Origin of the sequence: Marinobacter sp. Hex_13, from assembly GCF_001566815.1 — a bacterium.
GTDB classification, from domain to species: domain Bacteria; phylum Pseudomonadota; class Gammaproteobacteria; order Pseudomonadales; family Oleiphilaceae; genus Marinobacter; species Marinobacter salarius.
In genome coordinates this window covers 1-17352 of sequence record NZ_LSMM01000038.1, presented here as the reverse complement: position 1 = coordinate 17352, position 17352 = coordinate 1, and the positions used below count along the sequence as shown (strand labels likewise).

Annotated in this window: 14 protein-coding genes; 7 read left to right on the top strand and 7 right to left on the bottom strand. The window is 58.7% G+C overall.

Annotated elements, in window-relative coordinates:
- The first annotated feature begins 2 nt into the window (after positions 1-2).
- The 7 genes from AXW11_RS09870 to AXW11_RS09840 all read left to right on the top strand — a co-directional run bounded on the left by AXW11_RS09870 (position 3) and on the right by AXW11_RS09840 (position 7492).
- The gene (locus AXW11_RS09870; protein WP_041332840.1) at positions 3-509 is read left to right on the top strand and encodes a TRAP transporter small permease subunit; all 507 of its coding nucleotides are present in this window, start codon (positions 3-5) and stop codon (positions 507-509) included.
- Entirely contained in the window at positions 509-1831 is a 1323-nt protein-coding gene (locus tag AXW11_RS09865; RefSeq protein WP_041332842.1) for a TRAP transporter large permease, read from the top strand. The genes AXW11_RS09870 and AXW11_RS09865 overlap by 1 nt, the downstream gene beginning before the upstream one ends.
- 90 nt (positions 1832-1921) lie before the next feature.
- Entirely contained in the window at positions 1922-2968 is a 1047-nt protein-coding gene (locus AXW11_RS09860; RefSeq protein ID WP_036201943.1) for a TRAP transporter substrate-binding protein, read from the top strand.
- A 102-nt stretch (positions 2969-3070) separates the two neighbouring features.
- Positions 3071-4438 carry a glutamine synthetase family protein gene (locus AXW11_RS09855; RefSeq protein ID WP_091642578.1) on the top strand — a complete coding sequence of 456 codons (1368 nt, stop codon included), beginning with the start codon at positions 3071-3073 and terminating at the stop codon, positions 4436-4438.
- Between the two features lie 9 nt (positions 4439-4447).
- The gene (locus tag AXW11_RS09850; RefSeq protein WP_041332845.1) at positions 4448-5833 is read left to right on the top strand and encodes an aldehyde dehydrogenase family protein; all 1386 of its coding nucleotides are present in this window, start codon (positions 4448-4450) and stop codon (positions 5831-5833) included.
- 45 nt (positions 5834-5878) lie between these two features.
- Positions 5879-7024, top strand: coding sequence for an iron-containing alcohol dehydrogenase (locus AXW11_RS09845; protein WP_091642575.1), 1146 nt, complete (start codon positions 5879-5881; stop codon positions 7022-7024).
- 60 nt (positions 7025-7084) lie between these two features.
- Positions 7085-7492, top strand: coding sequence for an NINE protein (locus AXW11_RS09840; RefSeq protein ID WP_041332848.1), 408 nt, complete (start codon positions 7085-7087; stop codon positions 7490-7492).
- A 3-nt stretch (positions 7493-7495) separates the two neighbouring features.
- Here AXW11_RS09840 and AXW11_RS09835 read toward each other — a convergent pair whose 3' ends face one another.
- The 7 genes from AXW11_RS09835 to AXW11_RS09805 all read right to left on the bottom strand — a co-directional run bounded on the left by AXW11_RS09835 (position 7496) and on the right by AXW11_RS09805 (position 17221).
- Entirely contained in the window at positions 7496-8863 is a 1368-nt protein-coding gene (locus AXW11_RS09835; RefSeq protein ID WP_091642573.1) for a WS/DGAT/MGAT family O-acyltransferase, read from the bottom strand.
- Between the two features lie 265 nt (positions 8864-9128).
- Positions 9129-9497, bottom strand: a complete 369-nt coding sequence (gene nirD / locus AXW11_RS09830) for a nitrite reductase small subunit NirD (protein WP_041336449.1) — start codon at positions 9495-9497, stop codon at positions 9129-9131.
- 230 nt (positions 9498-9727) lie between these two features.
- Positions 9728-12241, bottom strand: a complete 2514-nt coding sequence (gene nirB / locus AXW11_RS09825; protein ID WP_091642570.1) for a nitrite reductase large subunit NirB — start codon at positions 12239-12241, stop codon at positions 9728-9730.
- Between the two features lie 29 nt (positions 12242-12270).
- Positions 12271-13500 (bottom strand): NAD(P)/FAD-dependent oxidoreductase, encoded by a 1230-nt coding sequence (locus tag AXW11_RS09820; protein WP_041336451.1) that lies wholly within the window; start codon positions 13498-13500, stop codon positions 12271-12273.
- Between the two features lie 295 nt (positions 13501-13795).
- Entirely contained in the window at positions 13796-14665 is an 870-nt protein-coding gene (locus tag AXW11_RS09815; protein WP_227662383.1) for an ABC transporter ATP-binding protein, read from the bottom strand.
- 180 nt (positions 14666-14845) lie between these two features.
- Positions 14846-15841 (bottom strand): ABC transporter permease, encoded by a 996-nt coding sequence (locus tag AXW11_RS09810; protein WP_091642568.1) that lies wholly within the window; start codon positions 15839-15841, stop codon positions 14846-14848.
- Positions 15842-15865: 24 nt separating this feature from the next.
- Positions 15866-17221 carry a CmpA/NrtA family ABC transporter substrate-binding protein gene (locus AXW11_RS09805; RefSeq protein WP_036201974.1) on the bottom strand — a complete coding sequence of 452 codons (1356 nt, stop codon included), beginning with the start codon at positions 17219-17221 and terminating at the stop codon, positions 15866-15868.
- Positions 17222-17352 lie beyond the last annotated feature (131 nt).

Genomic DNA, 17352 nt, shown 5'->3' with positions numbered 1-17352 from the left:
GGATGCCACCGTTCGTCAACGGATACATCCGTTTCGTGGATGCCGTGAATTACCGTGTTGGTCGAGCGGTGATGTACGGCATCTTTGTCATGGTCGCTATTCTGCTGTGGTCGTCCATTTCCAAAGCGTTCTTCCTTCCCTCGTTATGGACGCTTGAAGCCGCGCAGTTCGCCATGGTGGCGTATTACATACTGGGCGGTCCCTATTCCATCCAGCTGGACGCCAATGTACGCATGGACCTGTTTTACGGCGGTTGGTCCGTCCGTAGAAAAGCCTGGTTCGATGTCTTCACCATTTTCTTCCTGATTTTCTTTCTGGGCGTGCTCCTGTGCGGCGCCTACGACAGCACGAGCTATGCGATTCAATACGGCGAACGCAGCGCATCCGCGTGGCGACCCTACATGTGGCCGATCAAGGTGGTGATGTGCATCGGCTTCTCACTCATGTTGTTGCAGGCGATATCGGAGCTTTTCAAAGACATCGCCCGCATTCGGGGAGAAGACATCTGATGTCTTACGATCTCATCGCCATTTTCATGTTTGCCTCGATGATGCTGATGCTGATGACCGGCCAGCGCGTGTTTGGTGCCATTGGTGCCGTTGCCGCGGCCTCAGCACTAGCGCTGTGGGGGACCGGTGGTTCCGATATCCCCTTCTCATCCGCCATGAAGCTGATGAACTGGTATCCGCTGCTGACGCTGCCGATGTTTATCTTCATGGGCTACGTGCTCTCGGAATCGAAAATCGCCGACGATCTCTACCGGATGTTCCATGTCTGGATGGGGCCGATTCATGGCGGGCTTGCCATTGGCACCATTGGCCTGATGGTGCTGGTGTCAGCCATGAACGGTTTGTCGGTTGCCGGTATGGCCATTGGAGCCACCATCGCCCTGCCCGAATTGCTCCGGCGGGGTTATGACAAGCGTATGGTCACGGGCGTGGTTCAGGCGGGTTCATCGTTGGGCATTCTGGTGCCGCCCTCGGTGGTGCTGGTGCTGTACGCCATGATTGCCCGCCAGCCGGTGGGGCAGCTATGGCTTGCGGGCGTTGTGCCGGGGCTGATCATGGCGGTGATGTTTATCGTCTACATTGCGGTGCGGTGTCGTCTCCAGCCCGAGCTCGGGCCTGTGCTGCCAAAAGAGGAGCGCCAGGTCAGCCTGGGCGAGAAGTTACGCCTGCTGCGTGCAGGAGTTCTGCCGGTGGTTATTTTCGCCTCCATGATGGTGCCGTTCGTCAAAGGCTGGACCAGCCTGGTGGAGAGTTCCGCCATCGGTGCCATGGCGGCATTCGTCGCAGCGATCCTCAAACGCCGGATGACCCGGGCCGTGTTTGAAGCCTCCGTACGCCAGACGCTGGCCATTTCCTGCATGTTCATGTGGATCATCCTCGCCGCCCTGGGTTTCGGTGCCGTGTTTGATGGGCTGGGCGCGGTAAAGGCCATCGACAGCCTGTTTACCGAGCAGTTGGGGCTGAACCCCTGGATGATCCTGATCATGATGCAGTTGTCGTTTCTGTTGATGGGTACCTTCCTGGACGATACCGCAATGCTGGTGATTGTGGCGCCCCTGTACGTGCCGTTGGTGGCAGCTCTTGGCTTTGATCTTATCTGGTATGGCGTTCTCTACACGATTACCACCCAGATTGCCTATATGACGCCGCCTTTCGGTTACAACCTGTTCCTGATGCGGGCCATGGCGCCGCCTGAGATTTCCCTGCGCGATATCTACAGTTCAATTCTCCCGTTTGTCTGCGTGATGCTGGTGGCACTGTCGCTGATCATGGCCTTTCCACAGATTGCGCTCTGGCTGCCGGAGTACGTTTACAACAGGTGAACCGTCAACGTTTTTGGATGAATACGAATGTCGAGTAACACCCCGGAGGCCGGCCGGCTTCCATAACAAGCGTCAGTCAAGGAGGTCGACATGACCACAAGACGTAAATTTCTCGCATCAGCATCCGTAGCAGCACTGGCCGGGGCCGCCGCCCTAACGCCACCCAGACTTTACGCGCAGGAGCCAAAAATACGATGGCGGCTGCAAACCTACGCCGGGCCGGCCCTGGCAGAGCATGTGGTCAAGCCGGCGATCGACAGTTTCAACCGTATTGCCGGCAAAGAGATGCAGATCGAGCTCTATTTTGCCGATCAGCTTGTGCCCACGGGGGAACTGTTCCGCGCCATGCAGAAAGGCACCATTGACGCGGTTCAGTCCGATGACGATTCCATGGCCTCTCCCACCGAGGTTACTGTTTTCGGTGGCTACTTCCCGTTCGCCAGCCGCTATTCGCTGGACGTACCCGTGCTGTTCAATCAGTACGGCCTGAATGAAATCTGGGATGAAGAGTATTCCAAGGTGGGCGTGAAACACCTGTCCGCCGGTGCCTGGGACCCCTGCCACTTTGCCACCAAAGAGCCGATCCACAGCCTCGAGGATCTCAAGGGCAAGCGTGTGTTCACCTTCCCCACTGCCGGCCGTTTCATGAGCCAGTTCGGCGTGGTACCGGTTCAACTGCCCTGGGAAGACATCGAAGTCGCGGTGCAGACGGGTGAGCTGGACGGGATCGCCTGGTCGGGTATTACCGAGGACTACACGGTGGGCTGGGCGGATGTGACCAACTACTTCCTGACCAACAACATCTCCGGTGCTTGGGCGGGATCCTTCTTCGCCAACATGGACCGCTACAACGAGCTTCCGGATCATCTCAAGGAACTGCTCAAACTGACCATGGACAGCTCCCACTACTACCGTCAGTGGTGGTATTGGGGAGGCGAGGCCAAACTGCGTACAGACGGCACGAAGATGAAGTTGACCACCATTCCAGACAAGGAGTGGGCAGAAGTTGAAAAGGCCGCGCGCGTGTTCTGGGACGAGGTTGCCCAGGAATCCGAAACCAAGGCCCGGGTGGTCAAGATCCTCAAGGAATACAACGAGAAAATGGAGAAGGCGGGGCGGCCCTATCGATACACCTGATGGGATCGCAGAGAAACACTGCGTTCAGTGGCGATCACTACCGGATTTACTCGTCACTGAGCGCGGCGCCTTTTAGCCTAACTGATATTGCGGAGCGGTGAGATGGCAGCTCAACTGTCTTTTAAGGAACTGAAAACGTGTGTCGAGGACGGCACCATTGATACGGTCGTGGCGGCGATTCCGGACATGCAGGGGCGTCTCATGGGCAAGCGCTTCCAGGCCCAGTACTTTATCGACACCGCCTGGGAAGAGAGCCACTGTTGCAAGTACCTGGTGGCGACCGATCTGGAAATGACAACGGTGGAGAACTACGCCTCGACCAGTTGGGCGGCCGGCTATGGCGACTATGTGATGAAGCCGGACCTGACCACCCTGCGCCGCCTGCCATGGCTCGAGGGTACCGCCTTTATTCTGTGTGATCTGATTGATCACGCCACCCATGAGCCGGTACCTCACTCGCCCCGGGCGGTGCTGAAAAAACAGCTGGAACGGTTGTCAGCCATGGGGCTGCAGATGACCACGGCCACCGAACTGGAGTTTTTCATTTTCCGGGAGACCTTTGAGGAGATGCAGAAGCGTCAGTATCACCATATGACGCCCATCAGCCCCTATAACGAGGACTACCACATCTTCCAGACCACCCGTGAGGAAGATGTGATGCGGCCCATCCGCAATGGGCTCTACCAGGCGGGGATCACGGTCGAGAGCAGCAAGGGTGAGGCCGACGCTGGTCAGGCCGAGCTCAACATTCACTACTCCGACCCGCTCGCCATGGCCGACACTCACGTTCTGGTGAAAAATGCCGTCAAGGAAATCGCCTGGCAGCACGGGCGCAGCGTGAGTTTCATGGCCAAGTGGAACCACAACGCCGCCGGGTCATCCAGCCATATTCATCAGGCCCTCTCGGACAGTGCCGGAAAATCAGTGTTCTATGACCCCAATGGTGCCCATGGTATGTCCAGAACCATGGAGCATGCGCTGGCGGGGCTACTGGAATACGCCAACGACACCACTTTCTTTCTCGCGCCTTACGTTAACTCGTACAAGCGATTTGCCGCCGGCACCTTTGCCCCGACCAGCACTGTCTGGTCCATCGACAACCGTACGGCCGGTTACCGCGTTGTCGCACCGAACACGGACGCCGTGCGAGTGGAGTGTCGCATCGGCGGGTCGGACCTGAACCCGTACCTGGCGTTGGCATCGCAGATTGCCGCCACCATCGCCGGTATCGAAGGCAAACTCGAACTGGAGCCGGAGTTCTCCGGCAATGCCTATGGCGCCGAGTCTGCGCGCAGTATCCCAGCCACATTGAGGGCAGCCACGGAATCGTTACGCGGCTCGACCATGCTGCGGGAAGCCATGGGTAACGACGTCATTGATCACTACGTGCGCTGTGCGGAGTGGGAGCAGGAAGATTTTGATCGTGTGGTTACCGATTACGAAGTCAAACGTGGATTTGAGCAGGCGTAGGACACAGCTATGAGCACACCCATTCAATGCATATCGCCCATCGATGGTTCCGTGTACGTGGAGCGCACAACGCTTTCCCTGGAAGCCGCGCGGGAGGCCGTTGCCAGGGCAAAAAACGCGCAGCCGGACTGGGCCGCCCTGCCACTGTCAGAGCGGGTTCAGCGGGTTCGCGACGGCATCGCCCGACTCGGTGACATGAACGACGACATCGTGGAAAAACTGGCGTGGCAGATGGGGCGGCCCGTGCGCTACGGCGGCGAGTTCGGCGGCGTGGATGAGCGTGCCGGGATGATGGCCGATCTGGCGGAAGAAGGACTTGCCCCCATCGAGATTGAAAACAGCGCCTCCTTTCATCGCTACATTCAGCGCGAACCTCACGGCGCTGTGTTGGTTGTCGCGCCCTGGAACTATCCCTACATGACGGCGGTGAACACGGTCGTTCCCGCCCTGATTGCCGGTAACGCAGTGTTTCTCAAACACGCGTCACAAACGCCCCTGGTCGGTGAGCACATGGCGGAGGCGTTCCATGCCGCCGGTGTCCCCAGCGAGATCTTCCAGAATGTGTTCCTGTCCCACGACACCACTTCCGCGCTGATCGCGGAAAAGGCCTTCGGTTTCGTCAACTTTACCGGCTCGGTGAATGGGGGGCAGGCCATAGAACGGGCCGCCGCCGGCACGTTTACCGGCGTAGGGTTGGAGCTTGGTGGTAAGGACCCCGGTTATGTGATGGACGATGCGGATCTGGATGCCGCCGTGGAGACACTGATCGACGGCGCCATGTTCAACGCCGGCCAGTGTTGTTGTGGCATTGAGCGCATTTACGTCGCCGAAAACCTGTTTGAGGCGTTTGTTGAGAAAGCTGTTGCCATCGTCAGCGGCTACCGGCTTGGCAATCCGCTGGACAGAGACACAACGCTCGGCCCGATGGCGCATGTCCGCTTTGCCGACCATGTCCGGGAGCAGACGGCAGAGGCCGTTGCCAGCGGTGCCAGGGGACTGATCGACCCCGAACTCTTCCCTGAACAGGGCGGCGCCTATCTGATGCCGCAGATCCTTATCGACGTGGACCATTCCATGCGGGTCATGCGGGAGGAGTCCTTTGGCCCGGTGGTTGGCATCATGAAAGTCAAAGATGACGCTGAAGCGGTCGCACTGATGAACGACAGCGAGTTCGGCCTGACCGCGTCCCTGTGGACCAGAGATATTGACCGCGCCACGCGGGTGGCCGATCAGATTGAAACCGGCACGGTGTTCATGAACCGTTGTGATTATCTGGACCCGGCGCTTTGCTGGACCGGCTGCAAGAACACCGGTCGCGGTGGAGGGCTTTCGATCATCGGCTACCACAACCTGACGCGCCCGAAATCGTATTACCTGAAAAAACCGGTGAACTGATATCCGGATCAACAGACAACCCGATTCTCTGACGAGGGGCTGACAATGACACTCTCCGCAAACTGGTCCTATCCCACGGATATTCGTTTTGGCGCCGGCCGTATTGCCGAACTCGGCGAATGCTGTAAGGAGGCAGGTATAACCCGGCCGTTACTGGTGACCGACCGAGGGTTGGCAAGCCTTCCCATTACCCAGGACACGCTCGATTTAATGGAGAAGGCTGGCCTTGGACGAGCCATGTTTTCAGAGGTTGATCCCAACCCCACGGAAATCAACATGGAAGCGGGCCGGAAGGTCTTCCTCGATGGCAACCACGACGGCGTGATCGCCTTCGGCGGAGGGTCCGGGCTGGACCTGGGTAAATTGCTGGCCTTCATGGCCGGTCAGACCCGGCCGGTGTGGGACTTCGAGGATATTGGTGACTGGTGGAAACGCGCGGATGCCGATGCGATTGCCCCCATCATTGCCGTACCAACGACCGCTGGCACGGGGTCGGAGGTCGGTCGAGCCAGTGTCATCGTCAACAGTCAGAGCCACGTCAAAAAGATCATTTTTCATCCCCGGATACTGCCGTCGATTGTGATCTCCGACCCCGAACTGACGGTCGGTATGCCGCCATTTATCACCGCAGGAACCGGCATGGATGCGTTTATCCACTGTTTTGAAGCCTTCTGCTCCCCCAACTTCCACCCCATGAGCCAGGGTATTGCACTGGAGGGCATGCGGCTGGTGAAAGAAAACCTGCCCCGGGTGTATGCGGATGCTGCCGATATCGAGGCTCGCGGGCAGATGCTGGTCGCCGCCGCCATGGGCGCTGTAGCTTTCCAGAAGGGGCTGGGGGCGACCCACGCGGTCTCCCATTCGGTCGGCGCGATCTATAACACCCACCATGGCATGACCAACGCCGTGGTGCTGCCGTCGGTCATCACCATGAACCGACCAGCGATCGAAAACCGGGTCGACGACATTACCCGCTACCTGGGCATTGCCAATGGCTTTGACGGGTTCACCCAGTTCATCATGACGTTGCGGGAATCCCTTGGCGTGCCGGAGCGTTTGAGGGACATGGGTGTGGGGACGGATCGCATTGAGGAAATGACCAGAATGGCGCTTGAAGACCCAAGTGCCGGTGGCAACCCGGTGAAGATGACAGCGGAAAACACGCGAGCTTTGTTTGAAGCCTGCATCTGATTGATCTATTGTCGGTTTTGGCCAAGTCTCACGCCAAAACCCGAGCCAAAAGGAACGCAAATGGCAGACAATCAGGACACCCACAGCAAACTCATCGGCTACCTGCTCTGGATCTTCGGGTTCCTGGGGTCGCACCGCTTCTACTACGGCAAGCCCATCACCGGCACCATCTGGTTTTTCACCCTGGGGTTGCTGTTCATTGGCTGGATCATCGACCTGTTCCTGATACCGGCCATGGACCGGGAGGCGGATCACCGGTTCCGTGAGGGCGAGGTCAGTTTCAACATCGGTTGGATTCTACTGACCTTCCTTGGCGTATTTGGTATCCACCGGATGTACATGGGCAAGTGGATCACCGGAATCATTTACTTGCTGACGGGCGGTCTGTTCCTGGTGGGTGTGCTTTATGATTTCTGGACACTGAACAGCCAGATCTCGGAGCGGAATCAGGAAGTGAAGTTCGGCTAGGCGTTACAGCCCAGCCGCCTGCTCCAGCTCGCTCAGGCCGTCTTCAAGATAATCCAGCATGCGCTGCAGGCTGGGTAGGGTGCGACGGCAGCCAATCAGCCCGAACTCCACCTGGTCGCAGTAGCTGGTCAAGGTCATGTTCAGGGCAATCCGGTCCATGGCGATGGACACCGGATACATGCCCTCAAGCCTCGCGCCGTTCCAGTAGCTGGGCTCCTTCGGCCCTGGTACGTTGGAAATGACCACGTTAAAGGTCTGCCACTTCGGCGCCAGCCCCGTTAGCAGGTTGAAGCTCGCCGGGGCCAGCAGCAGCGCCGTGTAATTCAGGATTTCTTCCGGGGACATGGCCGCGTAGCGCTGTTTGGAGGCTTTCACGTCTTCGTGGATATAGCGCAGCCGCTCAGCCGCGTCGTTCAGGTGGGTGCCCAGGGAAGCGAGGATAATACCCACCTGGTTGCCACCGGAGCTGTCATCCGTGCGCAGGGAAACCGGTACCATGGCGACCAGCGGTTTTTCTGGCAACGCGTCCTGATTCATCAGGTAGGTCCGCAGGGCCGTGGCACACATGGTCATGACCACGTCGTTAACCGTTGTACCGAAGGCGGTGCATACGGCACGGATGCGTTTCAGATCATAGGACTGGGCCGCAAAACGGCGGGAGCCGGTGATCTTGCCATTCAGGACGCAGCGCGGCGCGTGAAAAATGGAATCGTAGGCGGGGTCCTTGCGGGCCCGGTTCACGGTGTTCAGCAGCGCCTTGGTGACCGCCGGAATGGTGCCCAGCTGTTTACCCGATTCCCCGAGCAGATGGGCAACGTTGCGCCACATTGATGGGCCCTCATCGTCGTCACCGCTGCGGCTGCGGCGCGGCAGCGACCAGATCGGCGGCATGTTTCGCTGCTCCGGGTCCTGTGACAGCATGCGCTGGAACAGGCGCATGGCAGACACACCATCGACCAGAGAATGGTGTACCTTGGTGTAAACGGCGAACTGCCGGTCTTTCAGGCCTTCAATCAGGTGGAACTCCCACATGGGCCGTTCCCGGTCCATCAGGTGGCTGTGTTCGGCGGAGACAAACGACAACAACTCCCGGACCCGGCCTGGCGTGGGCAGAGCCTCAAAGCGGAAATGATGCTCCAGGTCCAGCTGTTCGTCTTCTACCCAGACCGGTTGACCGAACCGACTGCCCAGGCGCCTGTCGAAGGGAGGTGTGACGATGGTTTCCTCCCGCAACTGGTCCGCAAGTTGGGCGACATAGTCATCCGGAGCATCCTCGGGGAATGAGAACAGCTGCAGGCCGCCAACGTGCATGGGCTGCTGGCGTTTTTCCAGCCACAGGAATACCTGGTCTACCGGGCTTAGTGCTTTCACGAAACAGATCTCGCCTTGTTGTGATTATTGTCTGGGAGTCAGTGTTGCAGCATTTCTGGTTTGGGGGAAGTTTCGGGTTTGTGCTGAACAGGCCTGTTTTGTTGGTCTTGGGGGGAGTCGCCGCTTCGGGGGGTGGGATTATTTTTTCTTTGGGAAAAAGAACTCGCTTCGCTCAGACACCTTTTTCCTGGCAGAAAAAATACACCCACCCCCCAAATCGGCTTTTCGCACCTTGGTGCGGCCTGCCGGGGAGCTGACTCTTAGTCTATGCTACGGCTGATTCTTTGTTGGACGCCGGGATTTCGATTCGGACGTTGTTGCCGTCCAACAAGACCGGGTAGGTTTTAACGGCGACCGCATCATCCTCGAGGCATTGACCGGTCAGCAGGTTAAAGTGCTGTTTATACAACGGCGAAGCCACTACCGGCTGCCCTTTCAGATCCCCGGTAATCCCCCGCCCCAGCACGTTCTTACCGGTAAACGGATCGGTATGACTGATCGCAAACAACGCCGGCAACCGATGCGGCAGATAAAACACCGCCACCGGCCCGTCTTCCGTCCAGACCGCAACGCCGGACTCCGGCACAAGATCATCAACGGTACAAACAACGTCCCAGGAAGTGCGTGCTTTCATAACGTTCTCCAATTTCGTTTCAGGTGTATCCATGGCGCCAACTCGTGACGGGATAAGTATTTAAACAGCGACAACTGGTGCCCAGATGAGCGTGGGGGTCGATATTTTTTCCCGCCAGGAAAAAGGTGTCCGAGCGCAGCGAGTTCTTTTTACCAAGGGAAAAAATATCGACCCCCGCGCTCCACCCCAAGCCATCAGTCCTAAGCGGGCTCCACCCCAAGCCACCATTCCTAAGCAGGCTCCCCCTCAAGCAGAGGCCGACGCTGCTCCCGTTCGGTAGTCCACTCCTGAACCGGATCCTTCTTCTCAGGAGCATTCACAAACTCCCGGAACCGCTTCCGCTTCTCAGGATCCTCAACCGCCGTCTTCCACTCGCACTGATAGGTATCCACCAGATCCGCCATGTGATGCTCCAGCTCCTGACCAATACCCAGGCTGTCCTCCAGGACCACCTGCTTCAGATAGTCCAGGCCACCTTCCAGGTTCTCCATCCACACACTGGTGCGTTGCAGACGGTCCGCGGTGCGCACGTAGAACATCAACACCCGGTCGATAGCGCTGATCAGTTCCTCGTCGGACAAATCCGTGGCAAACAAATCCGCGTGGCGCGGACGCATGCCGCCGTTGCCGCATACGTACAGGTTCCAGCCGTTCTCGGTGGCGATCACGCCGATGTCCTTACTCTGGGCTTCCGCACATTCGCGGGTGCAGCCGGACACCGCCATCTTGAGCTTATGGGGGGAACGCAGGCCCTTGTAGCGGTTCTCCAGAAAAATCGCCATGCCCACACTGTCCTGCACGCCGTAGCGGCACCAGGTGCTGCCGACGCAGGACTTCACCGTACGCAGGGACTTGCCGTAGGCGTGGCCGGTTTCGAAGCCGGCGGCGATGAGTTTTTCCCAGATTTCGGGCAGTTCGCTCAGGGTGGCGCCGAACAGGTCCACCCGTTGTCCGCCCGTGATCTTGGTGTACAGGTTGTATTCCTTGGCCACTTCACCCAGCACAATCAGCTTGTCCGGGGTGATTTCGCCGCCCGGCACCCGGGGCACGATGGAGTAGGTACCGTTCTTCTGCATATTGGCCATGAAGGTATCGTTGGTGTCCTGCAGGGGCACGTGGTCGGTGGCCAGAATGTGCTCGTTCCAGCAGGTGGCAAGGATGGACGCGACGGCCGGTTTGCAGATATCGCAGCCATGGCCCTTGCCGTGATCACGGATCAATGTCCGGAAGGTGCGGATGCCATTGACCTTCACGATATTGAACAGGTCCTGGCGGCTGTACGGGAAGTGCTCACAGATGTCCTTGCTGACTTCCACGCCGCGTTTTTCCAGTTCGCTGTCCACCACGTTTTTCAGCAGCGCTGCGCAGCCGCCACAGCCGGTGCTGGCCTTGGTTTCTGCCTTAACACCGGCAAGGTCGGTACAGCCGGCATCGATCACGCCGCAGATATCGCCCTTGGACACGTTGTGGCAGGAGCAGATCGAGGCGGTTTCCGGCAGGGCATCCGGGCCCAGCGCGGGAGCACCGCCCTGGCTTTCCGGCAGAATCAGGGTTTCCGGGTTCTCCGGCAGCTCAATGCCGTTCAACGCGTATTGCAGCAAGGTGTCGTAGTGGCTGTTGTCGCCCACCAGGATGGCGCCCAGCAGGGCCTTGCCATCTTCGCTGATCACCATGCGGCGGTAGTGGCCGGCCTGCTCATCGTTAAAGCGGATGTTGCGCGCGCCCGGCGTCTGGGCATGGGCATCGCCGATCGAACCCACATCCACACCCAGCAGCTTGAGTTTGGTGCTCATGTCGGCGCCGGTAAAGGCCGCTTCGGTGTCACCGTTCAGCACCGAGGCCAGGGTGCGGGCCATGGTGTAGCCCGGTGCCACCAGGCCAAAAATCTTTTCACTCCACAGCGCGCACTCGCCAATGGCGTGGATGTGGGGGTCGGAGGTGGTGCACTGGTCGTTGATGACAATGCCGCCCCGTTCACCCATAGCCAGTTCACTGGAACGGGCCAGGGCATCCTGGGGGCGGATGCCGGCGGAGAATACGATCAGGTCGGTTTCCAAATGGGTATCGTCGCTGAAATTCATCCGCAGGCGGGCTTCTTCGCCTTCGACGATTTCAGTGGTGGCTTTCTCAGTGTGCACCTGCACACCCAACTCCTCAATTTTGCGTTTGAGCAGGGCACCGCCGTCGCTGTCGAGCTGTACCGGCATCAGCCGGGGTGCAAATTCCACCACGTGGGCGTCCAGGCCAAGGCTCTTGAGCGCATTCGCTGCTTCCAGACCCAGCAGGCCACCGCCCACCACTACGCCGGTTTTAACACCGTCGGCGCTGGCACGGATGCTGTCGAGGTCTTCCAGGGTGCGATACACCAGGCAATGGGGGTGCTCGTTGCCCTTGATGGGCGGCACGAACGGATAGGAACCGGTGGCCAGCACCAGTTCGTCGTAGGCGTAATCGCCCATCGGTGTGGTAATGGTTTGATTGGCGCGGTCGATGCCGGTTACCTGTTCGCCCAGACGGAGGTCGATGTGGTTCTCGGCGTACCAGTCGGCGGTGCCCATGGCCAGGTCGGCATGGGTGGAACCACCAAAGTACTCGGACAGGTGAACCCGGTCATACGCCAGCAGTTTCTCTTCACCAAACACCTTGATGTCGAAGTCGGCCGCTGCCGGGGTTTCCACCAACTGTTCCAGGAAGTGGTGGCCGACCATGCCGTTGCCAATCACGATCAGGGTTTTCTTGCTCATGGTAATTCCTCTCTCTGTTCCCGGCCGCTTTACGCGGCTTCGCAGTAGTGCTTGCCAAAGGCCAGATGGGCCCGGTAAGGGCTGATGTCATCGGCCTGTTGAATGCGTTCGCTGTACCAGGGGCCGTCGCTGGTTTCACCGAAGAGCACGGCGCCTGTGAGTCTTTGGTCGCGAATCAGCAGGCGGCAGTAGCGATTGGTGTCGTAGTCCTGCCAGACCACGGATTCGGTGTCGGGGCCTGCCTCGGTCTGGCCGCAGGAAAATATCGGGATGCCGCTGATTTTCAGGCGCGTCGGGATGGTGGATGGCTCGAAGGCAGCTTCGCTGTCGGAGTGACACAACACCTGTGCCAGCACATCGGCCTGTTGGTAGCCCGGCTCTACCAGCCCGAAGGTCTGGTTTTCCAGCTGGCAGCATTCCCCCAGGGCATAGATGTACGGGTCGCTGGTTTGCAGTTGCGGGTTCACGCAGATGGCGCGTTCGCAATCCAGACCTGCCTCCCGTGCCAGTTCAGTGTTTGGTGTAATTCCGGCGGCGATCACCACCAGGTCGGTGCTGATCAGGGTTTCATCATCCAGTTGCACAGCCCTCACCAGGTTGCGACCGAGAAGGGCCACTGGGGACGTTTGAGTGCGAATTGCCAGGCCGCGTTCGGTCAGGGCCTGTTTCAACAACGCGCCGCCGGTCTCGTCCAGTTGTCGGTTCAGCAGATGACTGCCGCGGTGCAGAACGGTAACCGCCATACCCCGGCTGCGCAGGCCTTCAGCCGCCTCCAGACCCAGGAAACCACCACCGATGACCACTGCGCGGCGATGGCGTTGGCTGATGTTGATCAGACGGCGGGTATCCTGCAGGTCGCGGAAGCCCATCACACCGTCCAACTCCTCACCCTTCAGGCCAAGACTGGCGGAGCGGGAACCGGTGGCCAGAACCAGGCTGGTGTAGTGTTGAGTCCGCCCGCTGGCAGTGGTAACCGTGCGCTCTTCCCGGTTAATGGCGGTAACGGGATCTCCCTGATGCAAGGTGATGTTGTTGTGCTGATACCAGTCCGGTTGCTGCAATTGCAGACTGTCTTCGTTGGCATCGCCGGCCAACAGGGCCGAAAGCTGGATGCGGTTGTAGGCAGGGCTTGCCTCGCCATTGAACACCACAATGCGTGCAAAAGGCCGATGCGGTTGAGCAACCAGTTTTTCGAGCAGACGCTGGGCCACCATGCCGTGTCCGCAGATAACGAGAGTCTGTTCTGCCTTTGCGCTCATGATGGTGATGCCCTTCTTGTGTCCAAAACGAAAAAAGCCGGAGCATCTGATTCCCGAAGGAACTCGATGGTCCGGCGCCAATGCCAACAACAATGATCTGATGGTCCGGCCGATCCTTAGCCGGGACATTCTTCCCTGTATCTACAGTAGCGAACGCCGTGCCAAAATTATTAGTCCTTTATTTACAGTAAGTTGAAAGATGTCGCTTTGAGCTTGGCCCGAAAACTGTGCGCTCTGACAGGGCGACGTGCACCGGATGAGTGCTTCTGAAGGGCGCGAGCTTCTCCGTTTGATTTCATGCAATGCGGCGAACGGGGCTCTCAGAATGCTCGTTATCGACATCCGGTGAGCTGTCTTCCTGCGACGCCGCTTCGGCTTCAGCGGTGGGCTTATCCTGTTCATCCTCGCCTTTGCCGGGGAAGCGCTGTTTTTCATACAGGAAGGACAATACCGCCTGACGGTAGCGCACATATTCTGGATGGTCGGCCAGGGTGACCCGGTTGCGGGGGCGCTCCAGCTCAATGCGCAACTCTTCCCCGATGGTGGCAGCCGGCCCGTTGGTCATCATCACAATGCGGTCCGACAGCAGCACGGCCTCGTCCACATCGTGGGTAATCATGATCACCGTGCTGTTCAGGTCCTGCTGAATTTTCATCAGCGAATCCTGCAGGTGGGCACGCGTCAGCGCGTCCAGCGCGCCAAAAGGCTCGTCCATCAACAGTACGCTGGGCTTCATCGACAGTGCCCGGGCAATCCCCACCCGCTGGGCCATACCCCCAGAGATCTCTCCGGGGCGTTTATCCAAGGCGTGGTCCATGTTGACCAGCTTGAGGTTGTGAAGAATCCATTCCTTTCGCTCAGCTCTGCTCATGGATTTGCGGAATACCTGCTGCACAGCCAGTTCAACGTTCTCGTAAACCGTCAGCCAGGGCATTAACGAGTGATTCTGAAACACCACCGCCCGTTCCGGCCCCGGTGTGTTCACCTCATGCCCGTCCAGTACGCAGCCACCGCGGGTAGCCTGGAGCAGGCCGGCCACAATATTCAGCACAGTGGACTTGCCGCAACCGGAGTGGCCAATCAGGGAAACGAATTCCCCTTTTCGGATCTTCAGGTCGACGTTTTCCAGTGCTACGAATGGCCCATCTTTTGTATCAAAGGCCATCTGCACATTGGTCAATTCAAGATGCGACTTACTCATGTTCTTTCTCCTCTGGTTTCGGAGTACGAGCTGGCAGGGAGGGTGGTCCGGGGCACGCTGTGAATACGTCCCTGTACGCTCGACAAAAACATCCATGTTTTTGACGTCCCCGGACCACCCTCCCTGCCAGCCCTATGCCGAGTTTTATTCGTTCCAGGCTACTTTTTTCTGAATCAGTAGCATGATTCGATCAAGAAGGAAGCCGATAAAACCGATGGCCAGTACCGCCACCATTATTCGGCTCAGGGATTCACTGCTGCCATTCTGGAATTCGTCCCAGACAAACTTGCCAAGGCCGGGGCTCTGGGCGAGCATTTCGGCGGCGATGAGGACCATCCAGGCAATGCCCAGGGACACTCTAAGGCCGGTAAAGATCATCGGAACGGATGATGGCAGCACCACTTTGCGAACGTGGGTCCAGAAAGAAAGCTGCAGTACTTTTGAAACGTTTAACAAATCCGGATTCACCGCTGACACCCCCACACTGGTGTTGATCAACGTCGGCCAGAGGCTGCACAAAGTGACGGTGATCATCGATGTCAGGAACGACTTCTCGAACATCGGGTCATCACTGACATACGTGGCGGAGACCACCATCGTGACCAGCGGCAGCCAGGCCAGTGGCGATACCGGTTTGAAGATCTGGATCAGAGGATTGATGGCCGCCGAGAAGTGGCGGTTCAGGCCGATAATGATGCCCAGCGGCACAGCAATAAGGGTTGCCAGTACAAAGCCGGCCAACACCGTACCCAGGCTGGTAAAGATCTGGTCAATGAACGTGGGTGCGCCGGGATAGTCGCGGATTTTCACCTCCGCGTCTGGGGTCTCTGCCAGGATGCGTTCGTTGCGCTCCTCCTGCATGATGACAAACTGCGCCGCCCGGTCCCGCTGGTTGCTGTGCTCCTGCCACAACTGCCCAGACTGCTCCAGCACATCGGCGGGGCCCGGGAAGGCCCCCAGCGATGTTTGCACCTGGGGCGCGGCCAGATGCCAGAAGCCGAGGAACAGCGCGATACCGATAGCTGGCAGCAGCAACTGGCGGAAGGTTTCGGCCAGGTTCTGGCCGGACAGCTTTTCCGTCAACGCACGGAGCCAGCGTTGGCCTGATGATAACGAGTCGGTCTGGCTGAGCGTGGTCATGTGATGTCTCCTGACACTCAAGTCTTAAGGGGTTTGCGAGCCTTTCAGGCCAATCTCAAAGCTGTCGATGTAGGCGTTCGGTTCCCTCGGAGTGAAGGCCACGCCGTCGATCAGCTCGCCCTGGTGCGGGCGCGCAAAGTTTTCCGCATCCAGGTCCGGGAAATCCTCTGCCTTGAGCGTGCCGTCCTCGATCAGGGTTCGGGCCGCTTCCTTGTAGATATCCGCGCGATAGACCTTGGCTGCGGTTTCCATATACCAGTCGTCGGACTTCGGCTCGGCAATCTGCCCCCAGCGGCGCATCTGGCTCAGATACCAGATGGCATCGGAGGGATAGGGGTAGGTGGCGTAGTAGCGAAAGAACACGTTGAAGTCCGGCACCTTACGGACATCGCCTTTTTCGTACTCGAAGGTGCCGGTCATGGAGTTAGCGATCACTTCCTCGTCGGCGCCCACGTAGCTTGAGCGGGACAGGATTTTGACAGCTTCTTCACGGTTGGCGTTGTCGTTTTCGTCCAGCCAGTGAGCAGCACGGATCAGCGCACGAAGCAGTCGAAGATGGGTGTTGGGATACTGTTCAGCCCAGGCTTCGGTCACGCCAAACACTTTCTCGGGGTTGTTGGGCCAGATTTCGTAGTCGGTGATGACCGGCACGCCGATGCCTTTGAACACCGCTTGCTGGTTCCAGGGCTCACCCACGCAATAGCCCTGAATGGTGCCCGCTTCCATGGTGGCCGGCATTTGCGGTGGCGGCGTGACCGACAGGTGAACGTCGGCGTCTATGTTGCCGCTGGTGTCGCCACGCTGGGGAGCGTAATAGCCCGGGTTCAGGCCGCCTGCAGCGAGCCAGTAACGAAGCTCGTAGTTGTGGGTGGACACCGGGAAAACCATGCCCATGCGAAAACGCTCGCCCTTGTCACGGTACTGGTCGATGACCGGTTTCAGAGCAGTGGCGCTGATCGGATGAGCGGGATTGCCGTCGCTGCCGTCTTCAATGTGTGGGCGCATTTGCTCCCAGACATCGTTCGATACGGTAATGCCGTTGCCGTTCAGGTCCATGCTGAACGCGGTGATGATGTCCGCCTGGGTGCCGTAACCAATGGTCGCACCAAGTGGCTGGCCTGCCAGCATGTGGGCGCCATCAAGGGTGCCGGTCACCACGCCGTCGAGCAGGACTTTCCAGTTGGCCTGGGCTTCGAGTTCCACGAACAGGCCTTCATCCAGGAAAAATCCCTGTTCCCAGGCAATGGCCAGTGGCGCCATGTCCGTCAGTTTGATGAAGCCGAGCTTCAGGTCCGGCTTTTCGGCCGGGCCGATGTCGGCGTGTGCTGAGCCCGCCGCCGTCAAGATCAAGAATGTCGCTGCCAGTGTTCTCAGTTGCATGGTGCTCTCCCGGAGTATTATTCAGACAAAAAAAAGGTTCATCGCACTTTACCGGGAAACGCTGCTTTTATCTTAAGGAAGAAGTAGTCGTTGTCCCGGTAGCCATAGGCCATCCGTTTGATGACCTTAAT